This is a genomic window from Romboutsia sp. 1001713B170131_170501_G6, assembly GCF_015668195.1.
Lineage (GTDB): Bacteria > Bacillota > Clostridia > Peptostreptococcales > Peptostreptococcaceae > Romboutsia_C.
In genome coordinates, this window is sequence record NZ_JADPFC010000002.1 from 145,847 (window position 1) to 170,007 (window position 24,161).

The 24,161-nt window shown below is 26.3% G+C and carries 21 protein-coding genes, 1 riboswitch and 1 other annotated feature; of the genes, 10 read left to right on the forward strand and 11 right to left on the reverse strand.

All coding sequences use genetic code 11. From position 1 onward, the window contains the following. Positions 1-70: 70 nt before the first annotated feature. A riboswitch (Lysine riboswitch) is annotated at positions 71-243 on the forward strand. Between the two features lie 125 nt (positions 244-368). Beyond that, complete coding sequence (nhaC, locus tag I4U89_RS06420; RefSeq protein WP_195939540.1) at positions 369-1,805, forward strand: Na+/H+ antiporter NhaC; 1,437 nt, start codon at positions 369-371, stop codon at positions 1,803-1,805. Positions 1,806-1,829: 24 nt separating this feature from the next. On the opposite strand, the gene I4U89_RS06425 is transcribed toward nhaC, so the two are convergent. Both I4U89_RS06425 and I4U89_RS06430 read right to left on the reverse strand, forming a co-directional pair. Further along, a complete protein-coding gene (locus I4U89_RS06425; protein WP_195939542.1) occupies positions 1,830-2,783 on the reverse strand; it encodes a calcium/sodium antiporter in 954 nt (317 codons plus the stop codon). A 100-nt stretch (positions 2,784-2,883) separates the two neighbouring features. Further along, entirely contained in the window at positions 2,884-5,880 is a 2,997-nt protein-coding gene (locus I4U89_RS06430; RefSeq protein ID WP_195939544.1) for an ATP-dependent DNA helicase, read from the reverse strand. 184 nt (positions 5,881-6,064) lie between these two features. On the opposite strand from I4U89_RS06430, the gene pdaA reads away from it, so the two are divergent. Beyond that, positions 6,065-6,883: a delta-lactam-biosynthetic de-N-acetylase gene (gene pdaA / locus I4U89_RS06435; RefSeq protein ID WP_195939546.1), complete on the forward strand. Its 819-nt coding sequence runs from the start codon at positions 6,065-6,067 to the stop codon at positions 6,881-6,883. Between the two features lie 35 nt (positions 6,884-6,918). Here pdaA and I4U89_RS06440 read toward each other — a convergent pair whose 3' ends face one another. Continuing rightward, positions 6,919-7,422: a hypothetical protein gene (locus I4U89_RS06440; RefSeq protein ID WP_195939548.1), complete on the reverse strand. Its 504-nt coding sequence runs from the start codon at positions 7,420-7,422 to the stop codon at positions 6,919-6,921. Between the two features lie 123 nt (positions 7,423-7,545). On the opposite strand from I4U89_RS06440, the gene I4U89_RS06445 reads away from it, so the two are divergent. Next, positions 7,546-8,985, forward strand: a complete 1,440-nt coding sequence (locus I4U89_RS06445) for a CehA/McbA family metallohydrolase (protein WP_195939550.1) — start codon at positions 7,546-7,548, stop codon at positions 8,983-8,985. 101 nt (positions 8,986-9,086) lie between these two features. After that, positions 9,087-9,227 (forward strand): hypothetical protein, encoded by a 141-nt coding sequence (locus I4U89_RS06450; RefSeq protein WP_195939552.1) that lies wholly within the window; start codon positions 9,087-9,089, stop codon positions 9,225-9,227. A 132-nt stretch (positions 9,228-9,359) separates the two neighbouring features. Here I4U89_RS06450 and I4U89_RS06455 read toward each other — a convergent pair whose 3' ends face one another. Further along, a complete protein-coding gene (locus tag I4U89_RS06455) occupies positions 9,360-9,785 on the reverse strand; it encodes a DMT family transporter (protein WP_195939554.1) in 426 nt (141 codons plus the stop codon). Positions 9,786-9,937: 152 nt separating this feature from the next. On the opposite strand from I4U89_RS06455, the gene I4U89_RS06460 reads away from it, so the two are divergent. Next, positions 9,938-10,495 (forward strand): DUF308 domain-containing protein, encoded by a 558-nt coding sequence (locus I4U89_RS06460; RefSeq protein ID WP_195939556.1) that lies wholly within the window; start codon positions 9,938-9,940, stop codon positions 10,493-10,495. Between the two features lie 69 nt (positions 10,496-10,564). On the opposite strand, the gene I4U89_RS06465 is transcribed toward I4U89_RS06460, so the two are convergent. Then, complete coding sequence (locus I4U89_RS06465) at positions 10,565-11,863, reverse strand: VanW family protein (RefSeq protein ID WP_195939557.1); 1,299 nt, start codon at positions 11,861-11,863, stop codon at positions 10,565-10,567. 179 nt (positions 11,864-12,042) lie between these two features. Between I4U89_RS06465 and I4U89_RS06470 the strand changes: the two genes are divergently transcribed. Continuing rightward, complete coding sequence (locus tag I4U89_RS06470) at positions 12,043-12,984, forward strand: TIGR01212 family radical SAM protein (RefSeq protein WP_195939559.1); 942 nt, start codon at positions 12,043-12,045, stop codon at positions 12,982-12,984. Positions 12,985-13,066: 82 nt separating this feature from the next. Here the strand turns inward: I4U89_RS06470 and I4U89_RS06475 are convergent, their stop codons facing one another. The 4 genes from I4U89_RS06475 to I4U89_RS06490 are packed head-to-tail and all read right to left on the reverse strand — an operon-like array spanning position 13,067 to position 16,469. After that, a complete protein-coding gene (locus I4U89_RS06475; RefSeq protein ID WP_195939561.1) occupies positions 13,067-13,627 on the reverse strand; it encodes a DJ-1 family glyoxalase III in 561 nt (186 codons plus the stop codon). A gap of 16 nt (positions 13,628-13,643) precedes the next feature. Then, positions 13,644-14,423, reverse strand: a complete 780-nt coding sequence (locus tag I4U89_RS06480) for an HAD family hydrolase (protein ID WP_195939563.1) — start codon at positions 14,421-14,423, stop codon at positions 13,644-13,646. 8 nt (positions 14,424-14,431) lie between these two features. Beyond that, the gene (locus tag I4U89_RS06485; RefSeq protein WP_195939565.1) at positions 14,432-15,670 is read right to left on the reverse strand and encodes a competence/damage-inducible protein A; all 1,239 of its coding nucleotides are present in this window, start codon (positions 15,668-15,670) and stop codon (positions 14,432-14,434) included. A 34-nt stretch (positions 15,671-15,704) separates the two neighbouring features. Beyond that, the gene (locus I4U89_RS06490; RefSeq protein WP_195939567.1) at positions 15,705-16,469 is read right to left on the reverse strand and encodes a sugar phosphate isomerase/epimerase family protein; all 765 of its coding nucleotides are present in this window, start codon (positions 16,467-16,469) and stop codon (positions 15,705-15,707) included. A gap of 317 nt (positions 16,470-16,786) precedes the next feature. Between I4U89_RS06490 and I4U89_RS06495 the strand changes: the two genes are divergently transcribed. The 3 genes from I4U89_RS06495 to I4U89_RS06505 all read left to right on the forward strand — a co-directional run bounded on the left by I4U89_RS06495 (position 16,787) and on the right by I4U89_RS06505 (position 21,256). Further along, positions 16,787-18,697 (forward strand): ABC-F family ATP-binding cassette domain-containing protein, encoded by a 1,911-nt coding sequence (locus I4U89_RS06495; RefSeq protein ID WP_195939569.1) that lies wholly within the window; start codon positions 16,787-16,789, stop codon positions 18,695-18,697. A gap of 95 nt (positions 18,698-18,792) precedes the next feature. Then, positions 18,793-19,008 (forward strand) — a binding site (T-box leader). A 55-nt stretch (positions 19,009-19,063) separates the two neighbouring features. After that, the gene (locus I4U89_RS06500; protein ID WP_243279170.1) at positions 19,064-20,434 is read left to right on the forward strand and encodes a YjiH family protein; all 1,371 of its coding nucleotides are present in this window, start codon (positions 19,064-19,066) and stop codon (positions 20,432-20,434) included. A 186-nt stretch (positions 20,435-20,620) separates the two neighbouring features. Then, positions 20,621-21,256 (forward strand): isochorismatase family cysteine hydrolase, encoded by a 636-nt coding sequence (locus I4U89_RS06505; protein ID WP_195939570.1) that lies wholly within the window; start codon positions 20,621-20,623, stop codon positions 21,254-21,256. Between the two features lie 44 nt (positions 21,257-21,300). On the opposite strand, the gene I4U89_RS06510 is transcribed toward I4U89_RS06505, so the two are convergent. Continuing rightward, positions 21,301-21,876 carry a DUF3867 domain-containing protein gene (locus I4U89_RS06510; RefSeq protein WP_195939572.1) on the reverse strand — a complete coding sequence of 192 codons (576 nt, stop codon included), beginning with the start codon at positions 21,874-21,876 and terminating at the stop codon, positions 21,301-21,303. Between the two features lie 266 nt (positions 21,877-22,142). Here I4U89_RS06510 and I4U89_RS06515 point away from each other — a divergent pair, with 266 nt between their 5' ends. Beyond that, positions 22,143-22,490 carry a RidA family protein gene (locus tag I4U89_RS06515; RefSeq protein WP_195939574.1) on the forward strand — a complete coding sequence of 116 codons (348 nt, stop codon included), beginning with the start codon at positions 22,143-22,145 and terminating at the stop codon, positions 22,488-22,490. A 38-nt stretch (positions 22,491-22,528) separates the two neighbouring features. Here the strand turns inward: I4U89_RS06515 and glpK are convergent, their stop codons facing one another. Beyond that, positions 22,529-24,034: a glycerol kinase GlpK gene (gene glpK, locus I4U89_RS06520; protein ID WP_195939576.1), complete on the reverse strand. Its 1,506-nt coding sequence runs from the start codon at positions 24,032-24,034 to the stop codon at positions 22,529-22,531. Positions 24,035-24,161 lie beyond the last annotated feature (127 nt).

Consider the following 24,161-nt stretch of genomic DNA (forward strand, 5'->3'; position numbering starts at 1 on the left):
CCTAAATATTTCATACTTTATTTTTTTTGAATTTATGGTATAATCTTTATTATCAAATAAATCGAATATAACTATTGGTAGAGGTCGCATTGTTAAATAGTAGTTTTGTGGAGGTAAGCACGAAGAAGCAAAATAAAAGGTAACTATGCCGAAATATATAAGGGAAGCTTTAAACTTATATATTGGGGTTATGCAAAATATGTATAACACTGTCACATTTATATGTGGAGTGCTATCTTTAGATTAGGCGTATTTTTAATTATACGGTTAAATGCTTAAGTCTAGGATAATATCTTTACACCTAGGCTTTTTTTATTATCTCTTTTCTCCTTAATGTTATATTCGGTATAAATTTTAGGAGGACTTTTATGACAAAAAGAATTAAAAAACAAGCAACTTTGTTTGATGCACTTCTATGTGTTTCTGTTTTAGTTGCAGTTTTGGTGACATGTTTAGTATTTTTAAGAAAATATGAAATATCTGCTCATATACCACTTATAATAGGAGCTACTTTTGCAAGTGGTATTGCAGTTTTTAGATTAGGTTTTACTTGGAAAGAATTAGAAGAAGGTATACTATCTACTATAAATACGACAATGCAATCAATACTTATACTTTTAGTAGTTGGTATGATAATAGGTACTTGGATAGCTGGTGGTATAGTTCCTGCTATGATATATTGGGGTCTTAAAATATTATCACCTGGAATATTCTTAGTGGCAACTACTTTAATCTGTGCTATAGTATCTATTTCTACTGGTTCATCTTGGACAACAGCTGGTACTGTAGGTATAGCTCTTTTGGGAATTGGTAGTGCCTTAGGTATACCTGGTAAAATAGTTGCAGGTGCCATAATATCTGGAGCTTATTTTGGGGATAAGATGTCTCCTTTATCTGATACAACAAACTTAGCTCCTGCTATGGCTGGTTCTACTTTATTTGATCACATAAAACATATGGTATATACAGCTGGTCCTGCTCTTTTAATATCACTTGTATTATACGGTATAATAGGAATGAAATATTCTGGTTCACAAATGGATATATCTCAAATAAACCAAATACAAAGTGCTTTATTGAGTAATTACAATACATTATCTCCATTTTTACTTTTAGTTCCTGTTGCAGTTATAGCAATGGTTATATTTAAAGTTCCTACAATACCAGCACTTATAGGTGGTGTTATATTAGGTGGCGTTTGTGCTGTAGTATTTCAAGGTGCCTCTGTCGCTGATATACTTGTAGTTGCTAAGTCTGGCTATGTTTCATCTACTGGAATGAAGTTTGTTGATGATCTTCTTACTAGAGGTGGACTTGACAGTATGTTAGGGACAGTATCATTAATACTTTGTGCTTTAACTGTAGGTGGGGTATTAGAAAAAACTGGTATGTTACAAGTTATAGCAGAGTCTATACTAAAATTTGCAAAAGGTACTTTTGGACTTATAGCTGCTACAATATTTACTTGTATCGGTACTAACTTAGCAGTTGCTGACCAATATTTAGCTATAGTTATACCAGGAAGTATGTATAAAGATGCATTTATAAGACAAGGTTTATCTCCTAAGAATCTTTCTCGTGCATTAGAAGATAGTGCTACTATAACTTCTCCACTTATTCCTTGGAATACTTGTGGAGCATATATGTCAGCAACACTTGGAATTGGATCTTTCGTATTTTTACCATTTGCATTCTTTAACTTAATTTGTCCTTTAATATCATTATTCTATGGATTAACAGGATTAACAATAGAAAAACTTTCTGATGAAGATTTAATAGAAGAATTTGAAAATGGAATAGCTTAAAAAAAGAGTCTTTAAAGACTCTTTTTATTTTCTTATTATTACAAATGTCATATATAATATATACATTACAACTAATAATGTACCTTCTTTCTTATTTATTCGTTGCTTAGTTGCTGCAAATATATAAGTTAATATTGTTATTATTATCATAATCATCATATCAACAAACACTATACTATGAACTTGTATGTTGCTTATAAATGAGGAGATACCTAAAACAAATAATATATTAAACAAATTTGAACCTACTACATTTCCTATAGCTATATCGCTTTCTCCTTTTCTAGCTGCAACTATACTTGTTACAAACTCTGGAAGCGATGTTCCTATAGATACTATAGTTAGACCTACTAGATTTTCACTCATACCCCAAGTTAAAGCTATATTACTTGCGCTATCTACAACAAACTGACCACCCACTATTATCCCAATTATACCAAGTATACTCATTAATATACTTTTACTCATTGGTATATTTTCATCAGCTTGATCTATTTCCATTTCTTCTTTAGATGTTATGGCCATCTCTACTAAATAATACATAAATATGCCAAATAAAGTTAGTAGCATTAGTCCATCTGCTCTTGTTAAAGCATTTTGAGTATACCCTTGAAACTTTATATCATGAGATAATATAGACAGTACTATAGTTGCTAGTACTGCAAATGGAAATTCTTTAATTATAGTACTCTTTTGTACTTTTATAGGATTTATTATTGCTACTACACCTAAAACTCCTAAAAAATTGAATATATTAGAACCTACTACATTGGCTATAGCCATATCATTATTTCCTTTAAATGCTGCTGTTATACTTACTGCAGCCTCTGGTGCACTAGTACCAAAAGCAACTATTGTAAGCCCAATTATAAGCGTTGGGACTTTTAATGTTTTTGCTATTGATGATGAGCCAGCTACAAATATGTCAGCTCCTTTTATAAGAATTAAAAAACCTATTATAAGTAATATATAACTCATATTTACATCCTTTCTTTTAATTACATTTATAAGATTTATTTTTTCTTAAATATCTAATCTTATTCAGTAATTAAAATATAGATAAAGTCTTTTTATAATCTTATGCTTTAGATTTTAATTTAATTTTTTCTTTTGGTATAGTGTATCTATGATTAAAGTATCTTATGTTTAATTTATCATACCCATTTGAAGTAACTCTGCACTTTATATACCTTTGGTTCATTTGATCAACTACAAATTGTTCTATATCTTTTATATCGTCTATATCTGTAATTGTTAATAAGTTCCTAACATCTACTAATACCTCTCTCATAACCTGCTTTCTACATATGTTTAAATGATTATTAGTATAGTTTTGTATATTATTTTTACTAACTATATTTATTTTACAACCATGAAGATCTCTCTCTAATTTTTTTAAAGTATGCTCATTAGTTCCTATGTCAAATATTATAAAACATCCGTAATCATATTTACTTCTTAAGATTCTACCCATAGCTTGTTTTACCTTTATAGCCATCTGAGGGTAGTTTATAGATTGATAGGTCAAGCTATATTTTTTCATAATAGTTGAGTATAAAGGATCCTTTGGATTTAGATTTGGAATTTTATCTAATGTTACACACACAAGTCCATCCCCTGGAACATCTACACCTTCAAAGCATCCTTTCGATCCTAATACCACACAATTTTGATTCATATTCTTTAAATTTCTAATTCCTTTTTTGTTTTTGTATATGTTTATGTTTTTTCCATTTAATATGTGAATTAGACCTTCGTATGTTTTATCCAATCTATCTGTGCTGTTAAATAATGATAATAAGTGTCCATGTGTTACCTCACATATTTTGTATATAGTATTTGATATGTCTGTTGTAAAGTTTTTATTATTATAATTTGATAAATCGCTTAACCCTAATGTCAATACTTTGTTTTTATAATTATATAAAGGTTCTATCACTTTTTCGATATTTTCAACTCTATTTATTCCTAGGGTATTTTTAAAATAATTCATATTGTTTTCTACACTCAAAGTAGCAGATATAAATATACCACTTTCTACTTGATTTAATATGTTTTCTTCAAACAATTTGGCTAACTTTAAAGGAACAACTTTAGCTTCAAAGTTAGTATAATTTTTATCTATTTCAATAATTCTTGCAAAATCATCTTCTTCAGTAAATTCCATAAATAGTTCAAATGTAGTTTTTATATCTTCTAGTTCTTTTATTCTTACTTTACCAAATTTATATATATCAGATTCCTTATCTATACTATCGTCATCTATATTTCTATCAATTATAACTAATATAGATATTAAATTTCTTAGTATTTTGTCAAAACTGTCTCTAATCTTATTACTATAATTTAAATATGTTAATTCTATATATCCATCTTCTTTTTTTATCTTTCCTAATACTTCACTTTGCTGTAGATTAAATTCCCACCTCAAGTTATATTTACTTAAACAATTATAATCTGATTCTATACCAAATCTTAGAACAGAATTAAGTTCTTCTAAAATTAAATTTATATTCCTACTTATTTTTTCTTTTATATCTCTTCCAAAGTGAACATGATGATAAAACTTATCAAAATACTTTATCTTTCTAGATGTTTTATATTTTTCATATATAAAAGGGCTATTTCCTATATATTCATATGGATATATTTCTCTTAAAAAATATTTTAGTGCTTTGTATTCTATAGTACTTGAGAAAAAATCATATCCCTTTTCAGCTAAATTGTGACCCTCATCAACTATAATATTTTCTAGTGGTTTCTCTTCTTTATAAGGCCACTTTGCTAATAAAGAGTGATTTATGACAGTTATATCTTCTTCTTTTAATTCTTCTACCCTATTTTTATATAGACATTCTTTATTACACTTTTTAGGTCTACATAAATTTGGATCACAACTAACATACCTTATATGATCACTTATTTCCTTAAATTCATTTAATATAGAAGGACTTATCTCCTCTATATCACCATGCTTTCCTTCCTTAACTATTTGTTCTAGTAGTAATATCCCTAATATTTCTTTTTTAGTTGGTTTTTTAGATGTATATTCATGTTTATACTGTTCTAACTTTTCTACACATATATAGTTGTTTTTTCCTTTTATGTATCCATACTTTATCTTTCCCATAAGACCTAATGAGTTTAATACGTTAGGTATATCTTTATTTATCAATTGTATTTGAAGCTCTTTAGTGTCTGTAGATATTATCATTCTCTTTTTGTTTAACCTTGCTTCTAATATAGCTGGGATTAAATATCCTACACTTTTACCTATTCCTGTTGGAGCCTCTATACATGCTATTTTATAAGTGGTAGCACTACTTATAGTTTCTCTTATAGTTTTAGTTAATTCATACTGACCTTGCCTGTATTCATATATAAACCCTTCTTTTTTAGCCCATATACTTTCGTCTTTTAATAATTCTTCATAATGTCTTTCATTTTCATTTAGTTTTCTTATTACTAGTTTTTCTTTTTTATTATCTTTTAATTTTTCTTCTGCTTTTTTTTCTAAACTTTCTAATTCTTTAATATCATCTACACTATCTATTAATTCACTCCACTCCCAATTAGGTAGTGAAAATTTATTTAGGTAAGAATTTATTTTAAATGTTAAAGGCTCTAATGTTAATTTGTCTTCTTTTTTTATACTTATTATTATATTGTTTACAATATTTACGATACTTATTAAATCACTTATATATTTATCATTTGTTAATATATCGTTTAAATCCTTAATATTATAATCACTATAATAAGGTTTAATTACATGCACTAACTCTTTTACATCTAATATCTTTTCGTTTATATACCCTTCTATAAACTTTTTTTTAGATGATAAATCAAACATTGCTATATAGCTGTCTCCTATAAAATCATTTAAATTATTTACCTTATAATCTTTATTATCATAATTTATTGTTTCTTCAAAAGTGTATACTTTATTATTAAAAAACTTCACTCCTGTTAGCTTTATTTTATTTGAATTTTTGCTAACCTCTACATTTAAATAAGTTATATTATCTAAAACACTATATAACTTACTCGTTAATTTATGTATAAATTTCTCCATTTCATTTACCTTCCATCAAATATGCCTTTAATTAAACATATTTATTTCATTGTCTTGTATACATAATTATATGATAAGTTTATCCAAAAAGTAAAAATATAATTTACATTTACTTTTATTAGTATATTTTTAACTTAATTATTAAAACTATATATAAATTTACTACACTACTAGAGGTGACTTTATGAATAAAAAAAATACAACAAACTATCTACTAATAGGATTTTTCTTACTTATATTTACATTAATATTTACTACGAATTTTAATATAGTAAATAAATCTAAAACTCAAATATTAAATCCTATAAATACAGAGTATAACTGGTACTTCAATCCAAGAAATGATGGAAAGCAACCTGAACCTATTAAAGAAGCTAATTTCTTTAAAAAGTATAATTCTTATTATGTAGGTGATAAAGATAAGAAAGTAATATACTTAACATTTGATGCAGGGTATGAAAACGGAACAACTGAAAGTATACTAAACACGTTGAAAAAGCATAATGTAAAAGCCCACTTTTTCGTTGTAGAAAGCTATATAAGAAATAACCCAGAGCTTATAAAAAGAATGGAAAAGGAAGGTCATTTAGTTTGTAATCATTCTAAAAATCATCCTTCAATGGCTAAAATAACAGATTTTGAAAAATTCAAATATGAAATAGCAAGTGTAGAGGATGCTTATAAAGATGTTACTGGTAAAGATATGCCTAAGTTTTTCAGACCACCTATGGGAAAATTTAGTGAACAATCATTAAAATATACACAAGACTTAGGGTATAGTTCTATATTTTGGAGCTTTGCTTATGTAGATTGGTATAATGATAATCAACCTACTCCTGAATATGCAAAGGAAAAAATCTACTCAAGAACTCATCCTGGTGCTATAGTCTTACTTCATCCAAACTCTACTACTAATACTCAAATATTAGATGAGGTTATAACTCACTGGAAAGAAGAAGGCTATAAGTTAGAAACACTTGATACTCTAGTTAAAAATAAATAGTTTATAAGGATACAGATATCTCTGTATCCTTTATCTTAAGCATCTATTAATATATTTTTACCCCTAAAATTTGCTACCCAATAAGGTTTATAAATACTCTTAACTTCTTTTATATTAATGTCTTGAAGATTAACTTTTCCTATTTCAAGTTTACTTTTTTTGTTTTTTAAAAATCCCATTATCTCACATTTAACATTTTCAACCATATACTCTTCCGATATTTTTGATCTTTTTATATAACTCTTATCTACATACTTACTTATTGTACTTGGTATAATATTAACAGACTCTGAGTATCCATTATAGGTATTAACTAACATAGTTATTTTATATGTACTTATTTTGTTTCTAAATATGCCAATACTTCTTTCTTTACTTATTATTTCATAGTTAAGAACTTTAATTTCTACATATTCTAAATGTATATCTTTTATTAATATATTAAATTGTAAAACTCTGCTCATTAAAGGCATCTTTTTTAATATATATTTTAGTATATCTTTTTTATTTGTATTAACTTCCATTGCCTCTATTCTCATACTATCCTCCTATAGTATTTGATATTAATAAATTATATTAATACTACCTATATTTTCATGTATGTATATATAAAAAATACATATGATAAATAACACAATATAAGGTAAAGGAACTGATTATTTATGAGATTAAACCTTCTATTAACAATTTTAATTTTATTTATATCTTTTACATTTTCTGTTTTTGGCTTTAATAGTAATATATTACATGTTAATTATTCAAATAATGATTCTATACATGTTAGTTCTTTTGATAATACTCCTCCTACTATAAAATCTATATCTCCTGGTAAGTGTTCTGAATATATAGTGTCAAAGCCTACTATAAAAATTAAATACTTTGATGAAAGTAAAATAGATAAATCTTCAATTAAATTACTCGTTAATTATGAAGATGTAACTAATAAAGCCACTATTTCAGATTCTAGTATAACTTATATACCAGATAAAAAATTTAAAAGAGGAAACCAAGTAGTAAGTCTTGAAATAAAAGATTTATCCCCAAATAAAAATACTTCTAATATTGAGTGGTATTTTACAGTTGGTACACCTGTTTATAAGCATTATAGAGGACTTTTACATTCTCATACTAGCGCAAGTGATGGTCATGGTAGTTATAGTGATGCTTATTATTTAGCTCGCGACAAATCTAATTTAGATTTTTTCTTCATAACGGAGCATTCTAATATGCTAGATAATAACTCAAAGTGCGATATAAACAATGCTTCTAAAAGCAGTGAATGGTCTGAACTTGTAAAAGTTAGTGATAAATTTACATGTGAAAAAAAATTTTTAGGTCTATATGGCTTTGAAATGACCTACCCTTATAATATAGATAATCCTATAGGACATATTAACATATTTAATTCTAAAGGATTTATAACTGAAAAACATGGTGATATGATGAATTTAGATAATTTTTATAATTTTATATATAACCAAGAAAATTTAATAGGTCAATTTAACCATCCTGGTAAGAAATTTGGAGATTTCAATAATTTTGAGTATTCACCTAAAGGAGATGCTATTATCTCATTACTAGAAGTAAGAAATGGATATAATTCTGATATCAGTAAAAATATAGAGTCTTATGATATGTATCAGTTAGCATTAGATAAAGGCTGGCATGTCGCTCCTACATGCAACCAAGATAACCATAGAGTTAATTTTGGTATAGCAAATGAATTTAGAACAGTAGTATTATGTAGCGAACTTACTAAGGATTCTTTATACGACGCTTTAAAAAATATGAGAGTATATGCATCTGAAGATAAAAATTTAAAAATAGATTACACAATAAATAATCTTCCTATGGGAAGTAAAATAACTAAATGTTCAAGACTAAACTTTTATATAAGCGCTATTGATAATGATAAAAATGATAAGATAAAAGAGATACAAGTTATAAGTAATAAAGGTAAAATAGTAAAAAGTAAAAATTTTGATTCTAATATAGCTAGATTAGAATTTTCAATGAAGTCTAATAAAAATAGTTTTTATTATGTAAAAATTATACAAGACAATAAAAAAACATCTGTAACATCACCTATTTGGATTAAGTAAATAACATATATAAAATTTATCCAAAGATGTAAATAAGTCATTAAAATATATCCTTTTTATTTGCAGATACTATAATTGAATAAATTTCTATGGAGGTATTTATGAATAATCAATCTCTCAATACAAATTATAAAATAGCAAATGTATCTAAGGATGAAGAAAAAGCAATAAAAAAGATAGAAGAAGAATTAAGAAATATAACTAAAAAAGATTTTATTATTATAGCTTGGGAAAAAGAATAATAGATATATACTAAATTATTTTTTTAAATAATAATTTTATCTATAAACTAATAAAACTATAAGTATATAATTTTATATACTTATAGTTTTATTAGTCTTAATTAAGTTTTCATTTTAAAATTTATATTTAAATTAACTTAATATAAAAAAAGTACCAATAACAAGAAGTATCGCTCCTATATATTTATAAAGATGTATACTCTCTTTTAAAAGAGTAGCATCTATAAAAAAACCTATTAGCATCTGAGATATTACTATAAGTGTTAATGTATTAGATACACCCAAACTTGGAACTGATTTTACTGTAAAATATATAATTAACCCACCAAGTATACCACCAATTAATAATTTAGGATTTATACTATTTATATTAGCCAAATCCTTAAAATCTCCAGCCAATAATATACTTATCAAAAAAAATAGTGCTCCTACTACTAAGCTTATAAATGTAGCTATTAATGCAGTTGTATTTTTCCCAAGTTCTCCATTTACAAATGCTTCTATTGCTGTAGAAACTCCTGCTAATATAGCAAATAAAATTGCCCCTAAATTGCTCACTATATCCCTCCTTTAAATGTTCTCTATTTAATCTATGATATAGCTTGTCTATTAATGCTTACTTACAATTTATTTTTCACTATTTAATAAATATCTATTTTTTGTTATAATTACTTTAAATTTATATAAAATAATATTAGAGGTGACAAGCTATGTTTCAAATGTTTAATATAAACTTTAGTAACATGTATAAAAAAGAAAACTCGACTAAGTTTATGATTATAGGAGTACTACTTATAAGCTTTGGTGTTTTATCTTTTATAAATAAAGGAATCGGAATTAAACTACTTTCTTTTGCTTTTTCTTTATTACTTTTATTTTTTGCATACTTAAATTTAAAAAATATAAATGAACTTAGAAGATATGCGCCTAAAGAGGAAATAGCACCTTTTATTGGTATACAATATATACTTTTAATTTCTGCCATATTACTAATAGTATTTCCTACTAAAATTCAAATTTTTATATCCTCAATATTTGGAATATATATAATATATTCACAAATAATAAACTTAATTAGAAATAAAAATAACCCATACTATAGATTTGGTGCTTTTAACTTAATTAAAGTTATATTTGGATTTGTTTTAATATTTTCACCATTTTTCTTATCTAGATTTATAGTTTCTATATTATCATTAATATTGGTACTTATAGGTTTTAGTATATTATCAGTAGGTAATAAATTAAAAAATATTGACATAATATAAAAATTTACTGTTATTATAAGTAAAGTTGATTAAATTTTATAATTAAAAAGAGGAGAATTTCTCCTCTTTTTATCTATATACACTAGTATCTATATGTTTTTCATATACTTTTTTTCCTTTCTCATTATACCCATACAAATACGTATTAGCTACTTTTCCACTAGAATATCCTACAGCTTCATATTCTATTCCATCTAAAGATTTTTCATTTGACCAAAATTCTATAGTTAATAAGTTATTACTTGTTTTAGTATTTATAACTATTGGATATTCTAAAGTATTTTTAAACTTATAATCTATGCTCCCTGTAGCTAATGTAGCATCTAATCCTCTTGGTACATAATTAACTGGCTTTGAATGATTTCTTCTCTCTGTAGGTAGTATTCCAGACTTTAATTGAGTATTATATAACGTTGATGAAACTTGACATACACCACCACCAATTCCATCTTTCAAATCTCCATTTATTATTACAGGTGCATTTTTATATCCATGTTCTCTATCTATTGGTCCTAAAGCTTTTTCATATGAAAACTCTTCTCCTGGCATTAATAATAAATCATCTATTTTTTTTGCTGCAACTTCTATATTATCTCCTCTTCCTCCACCTGATGCATATGAAGTTGAGTATGATGATATCTTATGATTAATATTTTTTAAACTATCTATTTTTATTGTAGGTTGTTCATTTATTTCTTTACAATTTATAACAATATCCTCTCTGTATATGTTTTTGTTATTAACGCTATATAAAATATTTTTAATAAGTCTACTTAAATCTAACCTTTTGCCAGTTTTACCTTCTTTTAATTTTACAACTTCATTATCTATAATTACTTTAGGTTCTAATGGCTTTATAGAATTTTCTTTATCTATAATATATCCACACCTTACTATCTTATCTTCATTTATATCTATGTTAAATTTATAATTTTTTTCTTTATTTTTTATTATAGTTATGAATTTTTCTAATATATTTTTATCTTTATTTTCATTAACTATATCTTCATATAATTTATCTATATTATAATTTAATATAATGTCATTCATACTAAGTACATATGTATTTTTTTTTATTTTTATTTTCACCTCTTTTTCATTTATTTCTTTTTTTAATACCTCTAACTTTTCTCTTAGTTCATTATTAGTCATGCCAGATATGTCTTCTTGGTATATACTAACTCCTGGGTAAACTCTTTTGTCATACTTAGCTACAACTATATTTATCCACACACATAATGATATAACAAAAAAAACTATGGTTATTATACATTGTTTTTTAGTTATACCATTTATTTTGCTTTTTATAGTGTTTAAGTATTCTTTTATTATTTCTTTATATGATTTTTCTTCTTTATCACTACTCATTTTTGCCCCCTTAATACTTTGTTAATAAATATTATTAAAGAGATGTTATTTGTATTCTAAATTTTATGTAACAGTATTGTAATTCTTATTTTTAGACTAGTTATTATAGTTTGTACATATACTTTATTTATGGTAATATAAATAGATATAAATTATATTGATTGAAAAAGGTGATAAATTTGACGAAGTTTAAATATGCTTTTGATAACAAAAGATACCATACATGGAATTATTATCTTAGAAATACATTTGGTGAGAAAGTTTTCAAAGTTTCAATAAATGCAGGTTTTACTTGTCCTAATATAGATGGTAAAGTTTCTTATGGTGGGTGTACTTATTGTAGTAAAGAAGGTTCTGGAGATTTCGCTGGAAATCCAAAGGATAATCTTATAAAGCAATTTAATGATATAAAAGAAATGATGCATAAAAAATGGCCATCAGCTAAATATATAGGATACTTCCAAGCATATACTAATACTTATGCTCCTTTGGAAGTTTTAAAGGAAAAATATGAAACAATATTAGAACTTGATGATGTCATAGGTCTTTCTATATCTACAAGACCTGATTGTCTTCCTGATGATGTTGTTGATTATTTAGATGAATTAAATCAAAGGACTAACCTTTGGGTTGAGTTAGGGCTTCAAACTATTCATGATAAAACATCTAAACTTATAAATAGAGGTCATGATTATGAAGAATTTATAAAAGGTGTTGAAAAGTTAAAAGCTAGAAATATAAAAGTTGTCGTTCATATAATAAATGGACTTCCTGGAGAAGATTATGATATGATGATGGAAACTGCTAAAGCAGTTGCAAATATGGGTGTTGATGGTATAAAAATACACCTTCTTCATGTAATAAAAGATACGCCTATGGAAAAAATGCTTCAAAATGGCATGCTTAATCTAATGGATAAAGATGAATATATAAAACTTGTATGTGACCAACTAGAAATACTTCCTGATACTATGATAGTTCATAGATTAACAGGTGACGGTAAAAGAGATGAACTTGTCGGTCCTTTATGGAGTTTGAAAAAATGGGAAGTGCTAAATGATATAGATGCAGAACTTAAAAGACGTGACTCTTATCAAGGTATTAAGTTTAATAATAAATAAAATTGTAGATATTTATTTACTAAAAAAGGGATAGGTAAACTTACTTTACGCAAGTTTACCTATCCCTTTTAAAATATTTTTATTAAGCTTTTTTATTATAAAAGTTAACTAACATTTCCTCTCTTATTTCTTTCGCTTTTTCTTCATATCCTAATGCTTTAAGTAATTCTAAAGAAAATTCAATAGCTGTTGCTGGTCCTCTACTAGTTATTATATTTTCGTCTCTTACTACTATTTCTTCTACATAAGATACACTAGATTTATCCTTTATAAATCCTGGATAAGATGTACATTTTCTGTTTTTTAAGACTTCAAATTCTTCCAATGTTTCTGGTGCTGCACATATTGCTGCTACTATTTTACCTGATTCATTTAATTCTTTTACAAAGTTTTTAACTCTTTCGTCCTTTAAGTTTGTAGCACCTGGTAGACCTCCTGGAAGCACTATAGCATCATATTCACTAACATTTATATCATCTATACTACAATCTGATTTTAAAACTATATTATGAGTTCCTTTTACGTATTCTTTTTTTATTGAACACATATCACATACAACATTTGCTCTTCTTAATACATCTACCACTGATATTGCCTCGATTTCTTCAAATCCATCTGCTAACATAACTAATACTTTTTTCATTATGTAGTCCTCCTTTTTATTTACAATTTATGTCATTTACTATTTTTATAGCTTCAGCTACACTATCTACAATATAGTTTGCATGTTCTTTTACACTATCTCTAGCATTTTTCATTGCAAAGCTATATTTTACTCCACTTAACATATTTATATCATTAGGAGAATCACCTATAGTAGCTATTTCATCTTCTTTTATTCCTAAAGATTTACATATATACTCTATGCCCTTTCTCTTAGATACATTTTTAGGAGTAATATTTAATGTGTTTTCTGATGAAAAATATATATCTAATATCTCATTAAACTCTGCTTTTAAGTCTATTTCTATTTTGCTTAGTTCCTCTATATTGTCTGATACTACACCTATATTTCCGATTAAATTATCAAAACTTTTCCTATGGATAAATTCTTTATCAAGGATATAATTATTAGTATATTTGCTAAATACATTACATTCTTCGCATAATATTACGGTTTGATTATATTTAAAATATAATTTTGCATCATTTGACTCAAATCTAGATATAACTTTTCTAACTATCTCATCATCTATGGTACCTTTAAATACTAATTCTTTATCTTTATTATAAATATAAGATCCATTTTCGCATATATAGTAACCTTTTATTTCAATCTGATTATCTATAATATTTAATGCATGTGGAAATATTCTACCTGTTGCTATGTTAAATACTATCCCTTCTTCTTGAACTTTATTTATTTCATAAATATCTCTATCATCTATATGTCCATTATATAAAGTTCCATCTAAATCACAAAATATATACTTTATCATATGTCCTCCTAAGATAACTCTAATAATTTTAGTCTTAATTCATTGAGTATAGTTTTAGTAGTCCTTAACCTTATCATTTGTCTATCACCATTAAAAATTTGACCTATAGCATATGTTTTACCATTTATATATATACCCATATATACAAGTCCTACCGGTTTTTTTTCACTTCCTCCATCAGGACCTGCAATACCTGTTGTTGATATTCCGATATTAGTATTAAATTTACTTGCTATGCCATAAGCCATCTCTTTTGCTGTCTCTTCACTTACTGCTCCATATTTATCTAAAGTTTCTTTTTTAACACCTAATCTTTCTATCTTAGCTTCATTTGAATATGTAACACATCCTTCAACGAAAACTTTAGATATTCCTGGATAATTTATAAGAGTTGAACTTACCATACCACCAGTACAAGATTCTGCTACTGATATGGTCATATTTTTATCTATTAACATATTAGCTATAACATCTTCTAAATTTATATCTCCTACTGCATATATACAATTTCCAAGCCTTTCTTTTATTTTGTCTACAATGGGTTCTATTAAGCTAATTGCTTCATTTTTAGTTTTAGCTTTTGCTGTTATTCTAAGACTAACTTCTCCCTCTTTTACATATGGAGCTATGGTTGGATTATTTTGTTCTTTTATAATATCTATTAGTTTTTTTTCTACAAAAGATTCTCCCATACCAAGTATTTTTAATTTTTTTGATATTAATACACTCTTAGTTTTATCTTGTAAATAAGGCTTAACAAACTCCTCAAACATAGGTTTCATTTCCTTTGGTGGTCCTGGAAGTATTATTATAGTTTTATTATTATTTTTAAGTATTGCACCTGGTGCTGTACCATTTTTATTTTCTAGTACTATAGCATTTTCTGGGAAATAAGCTTGTTTTTTATTACTATCACTTATTTCTTTATTCATCTTTTTAAAATATTTTTCTATATTTTGAAGTGATTGCTTATGAAGTATTGGTGTTTGATTAAAATATTTACAAGCCACTTCTTTAGTTATATCGTCACTAGTTGGACCTAGTCCTCCTGTAGTTATAACAATATCACTTCTACTTAAACTTTCTTCAAATGATTTTAAAAGTCTTTCTTCATTGTCTCCTACACTACTTTGATGATATACATCTACTCCTATGCTTGCTAATTCCTTTGCTAAATATTGAGAATTAGTGTTTACTATATCACCAAGAAGTATTTCTGTTCCTACTGTTATTATTTCAGCTTTCATATTCATCACCTTGACTAGTTTTGTTTTATTAATACTACAATAAATCATTTTTTTTAAGTATTTCTAAAGAATTTATTAATTCATTTGTATCAACTATTTCTAAAGATATACTTGAATTTTTTAAATTTTTATTTATGTATCTTATAAATTCTATTATATTTATATTACCACTTTCTATGCTACTGTGACTATCTTTTGACCCATAATTGTTATGTATATGAAAGTGTTTAATTCTATCTCCCAAACCTTCTAACCATTCATTAACACTTATATTAGAAAATACATTTACATGTCCTATATCTAAACATACTGAAAAGTTTTTATGATTTACATTATCAACTAATTCTTTTATAAAAAGGTAATCTTTTTCCACAGTGTTTTCTATATGTATATCTATATTGTCATCTTTATCTGCTAAAAAATCATTCCAAAAGATTGTTGCATTATTAATCCATTCTTTTTTAGTGTATGTATTTGGTGTATATCCATTATGATATACTATTTTTTTAGCACCTAACTCTTTAGCTATATTATATCCTTCATTTAATCTTTTTTTAGTTACTTTTACTATATCTTTATCTCTGCTTCCTACAGATAGATCTGCATAAGGTCCATGTATTGATATATTAATTTTTCCATATATGTCTTTTATTTCATCTTTATATGTTTGCAAATATCTTTCTTTATCATCAAGTATATAGGGACTTGCAAATTGAACAACTTCTAACCCTACATTGTATTTTTTAATAATTGGAAGTATCTTTTTTGTTTCATCCAACTGTGATATATAAATATCCATCGACTATCCCCCATTTTCTATTTAAAATACCTTAGTATATTTAGCACTTATAAGATATAATATAATTGTGTTTTTCTCAGATTATATTATATGCATTTTAAGTTTTACTTCTTTATATAAATTATACTCTATTATCTTTACATGTAAAATTTATTTAGTTAAGTACTATTTACCTCATCATGTAATTTATATAGATCATTTTTGATTTTAATGTCTGTATTTAATAGTTTATTAGATATGCATAAATATAATCTCTTATATAGATTTATTTAAATAAAAAATCTATTATCAAAATTAATATGAATTTAGGTGATTTTATGAATTTAATGACTTTAGAAAATATATGTAAAAGTTATTCAGAAAAAACATTGTTAGAAAATATATCCTTTGGTATTAACGAAGGAGAAAAAATAGGTATTATAGGTGTTAATGGTACTGGTAAATCTACATTACTTAAAATAATAGCAGGAGTCGAAGTTCCAGATAGTGGTACTGTTAATAAAGCTAATAGAGTTAGAGTTGAGTATCTACCTCAAAGTCCTGACTATAATGAAGACTTTACTGTATTACAGCAAGTATTTAAAGGTACATCTAGTGAAATGAAACTCTTATTAGAATATCAAGAAACTCTTGATAAACTTAATAAAAATTACAATGAAGATATAAACAATAAGCTAATATCTCTACAAGAAAAAATAGATACACTTGGTCTTTGGGATTTAGAAAGTGAAGCTAAGATGATTTTAACAAAACTTGGCATAACTAATTTTAGCCAAAAGGTAAAAGAGCTATCTGGTGGTCAGAGAAAAAGAATATCACTAGCTTCAGCACTTATAACCCCTTGTGACTTATTAATACTTGATGAGCCTACTAACCACTTAGATAATGAAACTATCGATTATTTAGAAGAATATCTAAATTCTAGACGTGGTTCACTAGTAATGATAACTCATGATAGATATTTCTTAGATAGAGTTTCTAATAGAATAATTGAATTAGATAAAGGTAGACTATTTAGTTATGATGGTAACTACTCTTTATTTTTAGAAAAAAAGATGGAAAGACTTACCCTTGAAGCTAGTATGGAAGAAAAACGTCAAAATTTAATGAGAAAAGAACTTGCATGGGTTAGACGTGGTGCTAAAGCTCGTACTACTAAGCAAAAAGCTAGACTTCAACGTTTTGATGACTTAGTTAATCAAGACATTATAAAACCAGATGAGCAAATGGATATATCTGTTGGTTCTACTAGACTTGGTAATAAAATAATAGAAATACACAATATATCTAAGTCTTTTGATGGAAAATGTCTTATAAATAACTTAGACTATACTCTAGCTCGTACTGATAGAATAGGTATTGTTGGTAAAAATGGTATGGGTAAATCAACGTTAATTAATATATTAAATGGTAAATTAAACCCCGATAGTGGTCATATAGAAATTGGTGAAACCGTTAAAATTGGATGTTTCTCACAAGATGATTCTCACATGCATCCTGATATGAGAGCTATAGATTATGTTAAAGAAGGAAGTGATTATATAGAAACTTCTGATGGAAGTAAAATATCAGCGTCTCAAATGTGTGAAAGATTTTTATTTAATTCAACACTTCAGTATAGTTTAATAAATAAATTATCTGGTGGAGAAAGACGTAGACTTCATCTACTTAGGACTCTAATGACTGCACCTAATGTACTATTATTAGACGAACCTACAAACGATTTAGATATAGAAACACTAAATAGATTAGAAGATTATTTAGATGAATTTAAAGGTGTTGTTATAACAGTATCTCATGATAGATACTTCTTAGATAGAATCTGTAATAAAATATTTGCATATGAAGGTATGGGAAATATTCATATATACACTGGTAACTATAGCGATTATCAGGTTTATAAGGAAATACAAGGTATAGAATTTGAAGAAGAAAAAATTATTAAAGAAAACTCTACTCCTAAGAAAGAAAAACCTAAATCAGCTAAAAAACTTAAGTTCTCATATAACGAACAAAGAGAGTTTGAAACTATAGATTCTGATATAGAAAAATTAGAACAAAAAATCGAACAATTAGAAAATGATTCTGCTAAATATGCAACTGACTTTGTTAAACTTCAAGAAGTTCTTGATGAAAAAACTAATCTTGAAAAGGAACTAGAATTTAAATATGAGAGATGGGAATATTTAAATAATCTAGCCGAGGAAATAGAAAATAGCAAAAACTAATTATTAATAAAAAATTTTCTAAATATTTTAATTTTACAAAATAAAATTGTTGACATTTAAAATTATTTATTTTAAGATTATAGAAAATAAATAATATAAATTCAATGAAAAAGAGAGTACATTAAATGAATTTTATAGAGAGCCGAGGATGGTGGAAGCTTGGCATTGAAGTTTAATCGAAGAGAGCTTTGGAGAAGATTATCTGAAACTAAGTATGATAATCGGGTTATCTCACCTTACGAGATTTGAGTGAGTAATATATGCGCATATATTATTAATAAGAGTGGTAACGCGGAATTTTCGTCTCTTGGTCTTTTGACCAAGGGACTTTTTTAGTATTTAAATTTAATTTGGGAGGTTTCAATTATGCAAGGAAATTTAGCAGGCTCTACAACGAAAAGTAGTTTTTTTAAATTTTTAATACCGTCATTATTTGGTTTATTATTATTTGTTATTCCACTACCTTATGGTAGCATGATTCCTTTAGAAGGGTTATCTTCTATAAATATAGGAATAGGATTTATTGCCGAACTTATAAAAATAGTTTTTGCTGATTATATGTTAAACATAGCATTAGTTGTTATTATTACTTCTGCTATTTTATCTATATTAAGTAAATTTATAAATATAAAAAATAAATTTTTAAATAGTGTTTTAAATGTGTCTCCATTTTGGCTAGCTTGTAGAATACTTGGTGCTATATTTATAACTATGACTTTATTTGATGTAGGTCCAAAAGTTATAACATCTGATGTTACTGGTCAAACAATAATAGGACTTTTACCAAGTCTTCTTGCAATATTTTTAGTATCAGGCTTTTTCTTACCTTTAGTAGTTGACTTTGGCCTTATGGATTTACTTGGAACTTTAATATCTAAGTTTATGTATAAATTATTTAAGGTTCCTGGTCGTGCTGCTGTAGATGCTGTTTCTTCTTGGCTAGGAGATGGTACTTTAGGAGTTATGATTACTAGTACTCAGTATAAACAAGGCTATTACACTACTAAAGAAGCTGTTATAATATCTGTTTGTTTCTCTTTAGTGTCACTGCCATTTTCTACAGTTATAGCAGATCAACTTGGACTTATGTCAATGTTTGTACCATTTTATGGAACAGTTTGTATCGCATCCCTAGTTTGTGCACTTGTAATGCCTCGTATATATCCATTAAATAAGTTTAGTGATTCTACTTATAATGGAGTTGCTCATTTAAAAGAAGAATTAGTTCCTAGTGGTAAAAATATTTTTGAATTTGCTTTTGAAAAAGCTTTATATAGAGCAGAAAATGCACCTTCTTTTAATACTATTATAATACAAGGAATAAAAACTGTTATAGATATGTACTTAGGATTACTTCCTTTAGTTATGGCTTGGGGAACATTAGCACTTATAACTGCAGAGTTTACACCAGTATTTAATATAATATCTTTACCTATAGTTTATGTATTAAACTTATTACAAATACCTGATGCTCATATAGCAGCTCCTGCTGTATTAGTCGGATTTACAGATATGTTTTTACCATCTATTATGGTATCTGGAGATGGAGTTAGCCAAATAACTCAATTTATAATAGGAGCTTTATCTATAAGTCAGTTAATATTCTTAACTGAAACTGGAGCTGTAATATTAAAGTCGGATATACCATTAAACTTAAAAGATTTATTTGTTATATTCTTAATACGTACAGCTATAGCACTGCCAATTATAACTTTAATAGCTAACCTATTATTCTAGATTAGTATCAATTTATATATAAAGTGCATAATATATACTAAGAGGAATGTATTTGACCTTTTAGCAGATAACTAATTCCTCTTAAGAGCTATCTTCAAGTTTGAAGATAGCTCTTTTATGTCTTGACACCTGTATTATATATATGTAAAATAACTATAATTAGTATATATATATAAGGGGTGTATTATGGAAAGTCTATTAAATGAATTAAAATCTATTAAAAACAATATTGATAACCTTAAATCTAAAAATATTAATGATTTAAATTTAAATGAAACCGAATTATTTATAGTTGATATGAATAATGGATTTGCAAAAGGTGGTTCCCTTTATTCACCTAGGATAAATGCTTTGATAGATCCTATTTATAATTTTACAAAATATTTATCTAATAAAGTGTCTAATATAACTGCTTTTACAGATTGTCATACTACTGATTCTATAGAACTTTTAAGTTATCCGACACACTGTATGGTAGATAGTTTAGAAAGTGATATAGTAGATGAACTTAAATCTATAGAAAACATCAAAGTTATTCCTAAAAACTCTACTAATGCATTTTTCGCATTAAAAGATATAAATTTTCCAAATACTAAAAATATAATAGTGGTAGGAGATTGCACAGATATATGCGTATACCAATTTGCTATAACTCTAAAATCTTATTTTAATCAAAATAATATAAATAAAAATGTTATAGTTCCTATTGATTTAGTAGATACATATGATAGCGAAGTTCATCCTGCAAATCTTCTAAACATGGTATTTTTAAATAGTATGCTACAAAATGGAATAGAAGTTGTAAAAACTATAAATTATTAATAAAAAAGTGTATGATTAATTTTACTTAATCATACACTTTTTTATTAATAGTCGTAATTTGTACAATTTTCACAAAGTACTATTTTTATTTTATTGTTAAATACATTTTTATATCCTAATAAAAATTCATTTAATTCAGCATCTACTAAGTTTATTTTTTTACTACTACATAATATGACTTTTTCTTTATCTATTATAACTTCTATGTCATTTGTATCATTTTTTATATAAGTAGTTACACAACCTTTAGTTTGTATCTTATTAGCATATTTTTCATAAAATGATGTTGTATTTTTTATAGAATTTATACTCTCTTCACTAATATTAGACATGTCTAAATTTGCTGGATCTATTCCAAAGCTTTTAAGTTGATCTTCTACTTCTTGAGGATTCATCCCATATCTTTCCATAAACTTTTTTTGTATATTCATAAATTTCTCATAAGATATATTATTATCCTTCATATAATCAAATATCTTCTTAGAAAATTCAGCCATTGTCATACTTCCATCCATTACTGAAAAATATAAATTATATATATACTGTTCAAACTTATCTACATCAGAATCTTTAGCCTTATTTTTTAAATGATTAAAATCTATTATTCTATCGTCAGACATATTTATCCTCCTTTAAAAATCTTTACTTGTATATGATTATAACATATTTACATAGCTTTAAATTATTATTTATATAATATATTTGTCCAATTTCAATAAATAAAAATCTTCCATTTATTATTTAATCTATTTTCATATAAGTCTTGTGTTTATCTATATTATAATTGGAATTTATTTAACTTAATTATTTAATAATTTTACTTTATATGATATATTTTTATATGTAATATGATTTATTGGAATATTTTTAACTTGGAGGTAAAATTATGGAAATAAAAAGATTTGAAACAACTGAAAGAATGAGTAAGGCTGTTGTTCACAATAATACTCTTTACTTATGTGGTCAAGTTCATGCTGAAGGTGATATAAAAGAACAAACTGCTAAAGTTTTAGAGAAAATAGAGGATTTATTAAACAAGTATGGTTCAGATAAAAATCATATGTTATCAGTTACTATATATATAAAAGATATGAAAGATTTTGCTGATATGAACTCTGTTTGGGATGCTTGGATTGAAAAAGGATTTGCTCCAGCTAGAGCATGTGTTGAAGCTAAGATGGCTAGAGAATGTCTTCTTGTTGAAATGAGTGTTGTAGCTGCTATAAAGGAATAATAGAATATAAATAAAAAGATGGTTTTATACCATCTTTTTTAATCTTCTTCTTCTTCCCACTCCATAGCTCTTTTTACAGCTTTTTTCCATGTTTTATATAGCTTCTCCTTTTTACATTTATCCATTTTAGGAGTAAACTCTTTATCAACTCCCCACTTAAACTTTATATCATTCTTACTTTTATAAAACCCTACTGAAAGTCCTGCCAGATAAGCAGCTCCTAGTGCTGTTGTTTCTATAACCTTTGGTCTATCTATATTTACATCTAATATATCTGATTGAAATTGCATTAAAAAATTATTGCTACTTGCTCCTCCATCTACCTTTAAAAACTTAAGGTTTATATTTGAATCTTGCTCCATAGCATTTAATACATCTTTAGTTTGATATGCTATAGATTCTAAAGTAGCTCTTATTATATGTTCTTTTTTAGCACCTCTACTTAAACCTACAATAGTTCCTCTAGCATACATATCCCAGTAAGGTGCTCCAAGACCTGTAAATGCCGGAACAACATATACTCCATTGGTATCATCAACCTTTAATGCATAACTTTCACTGTCCTTAGCTTCTTTTATCATTCTTAATTCATCTCTAAGCCACTGAATAGATGCACCTCCCATAAATATGCTACCCTCTAATGCATATGTAATTTTATTGTCTATTCCCCAAGCTATAGTTGTTATTAAACCATTTCTAGATTTAACTATTTCTTCACCTGTATTCATAAGTAAAAAGCAACCTGTCCCATAGGTGTTTTTTGCACTTCCCTTTTCAAAGCATGTTTGTCCAAATAACGCAGCTTGTTGATCTCCTGCACACCCTGATATTGGAATTTCTGCACCTGCCATCATCATAGAATCAGTATGTCCATATACATAACTAGATGGATATACATTTGGAAGCATTGATTTTGGTATATTAAGCTCTTTTAATATATCTTCGTCCCACTTTAACTCTTTTATATTATACATCATAGTTCTTGATGCATTAGAGTAGTCTGTAGCATGAACTTTTCCTCTAGTTAGATTCCATATAAGCCAAGTGTCAACAGTACCAAATAATAATTCACCATTATTGGCTTTCTCTCTTGCTCCTTCTACATTATCTAATATCCATTTTACCTTAGTAGCTGAAAAATAAGCATCTATTAAAAGACCTGTTTTATCTTTTATTATTTCTTCTAATCCTTTGTCTTTTAATTCTTTGCATATATCTGATGTTCTTCTACACTGCCAAACTATTGCATTATATATAGGTTTTCCAGTACTTTTATCCCATACTATAGTAGTTTCTCTTTGATTAGTTATTCCTATTGCAGCAATTTCTTCCGGTCTTATTCCCTTAGTTTCTATTACTTCTCTCATTACTCCACTTTGTGTTCCCCATATTTCCATAGGATCATGCTCTACCCATCCAGATTGTTTATATATTTGAGTAAATTCTTTTTGCGATTTACTTACTATTTCTCCATTTTCATCAAACAATATAGCTCTTGAACTTGTTGTGCCTTGATCTAGAGATATTATATATTTCTTTTCCATATTAATCTCCTTACTTTATTAATAAATATATACATATATATTACCACAATAAATAAAATAGCTAAATTATATTATTAAATAATAAGAATATGTTAATTTATACTGTTCCTTATATTTATTAAGTTTT

Coding starts and splice junctions, on each gene's coding strand:
- nhaC (WP_195939540.1), top strand. CDS start 369: ATGACAAAAAGAATTAAAAAACAAGCAACTTTGTTTGATGCACTTCTA.
- I4U89_RS06475 (WP_195939561.1), bottom strand. CDS start 13,627: ATGAAAAAAGTATTAGTTATGTTAGCAGATGGATTTGAAGAAATCGAG.
- I4U89_RS06510 (WP_195939572.1), bottom strand. CDS start 21,876: ATGTCTGACGATAGAATAATAGATTTTAATCATTTAAAAAATAAGGCT.
- I4U89_RS06500 (WP_243279170.1), top strand. CDS start 19,064: ATGCAAGGAAATTTAGCAGGCTCTACAACGAAAAGTAGTTTTTTTAAA.
- pdaA (WP_195939546.1), top strand. CDS start 6,065: ATGAATAAAAAAAATACAACAAACTATCTACTAATAGGATTTTTCTTA.
- I4U89_RS06495 (WP_195939569.1), top strand. CDS start 16,787: ATGAATTTAATGACTTTAGAAAATATATGTAAAAGTTATTCAGAAAAA.
- I4U89_RS06460 (WP_195939556.1), top strand. CDS start 9,938: ATGTTTCAAATGTTTAATATAAACTTTAGTAACATGTATAAAAAAGAA.
- I4U89_RS06440 (WP_195939548.1), bottom strand. CDS start 7,422: ATGAGAATAGAGGCAATGGAAGTTAATACAAATAAAAAAGATATACTA.
- I4U89_RS06425 (WP_195939542.1), bottom strand. CDS start 2,783: ATGAGTTATATATTACTTATAATAGGTTTTTTAATTCTTATAAAAGGA.
- I4U89_RS06485 (WP_195939565.1), bottom strand. CDS start 15,670: ATGAAAGCTGAAATAATAACAGTAGGAACAGAAATACTTCTTGGTGAT.
- I4U89_RS06465 (WP_195939557.1), bottom strand. CDS start 11,863: ATGAGTAGTGATAAAGAAGAAAAATCATATAAAGAAATAATAAAAGAA.
- I4U89_RS06430 (WP_195939544.1), bottom strand. CDS start 5,880: ATGGAGAAATTTATACATAAATTAACGAGTAAGTTATATAGTGTTTTA.
- I4U89_RS06480 (WP_195939563.1), bottom strand. CDS start 14,423: ATGATAAAGTATATATTTTGTGATTTAGATGGAACTTTATATAATGGA.
- I4U89_RS06445 (WP_195939550.1), top strand. CDS start 7,546: ATGAGATTAAACCTTCTATTAACAATTTTAATTTTATTTATATCTTTT.
- glpK (WP_195939576.1), bottom strand. CDS start 24,034: ATGGAAAAGAAATATATAATATCTCTAGATCAAGGCACAACAAGTTCA.
- I4U89_RS06505 (WP_195939570.1), top strand. CDS start 20,621: ATGGAAAGTCTATTAAATGAATTAAAATCTATTAAAAACAATATTGAT.
- I4U89_RS06515 (WP_195939574.1), top strand. CDS start 22,143: ATGGAAATAAAAAGATTTGAAACAACTGAAAGAATGAGTAAGGCTGTT.
- I4U89_RS06450 (WP_195939552.1), top strand. CDS start 9,087: ATGAATAATCAATCTCTCAATACAAATTATAAAATAGCAAATGTATCT.
- I4U89_RS06490 (WP_195939567.1), bottom strand. CDS start 16,469: ATGGATATTTATATATCACAGTTGGATGAAACAAAAAAGATACTTCCA.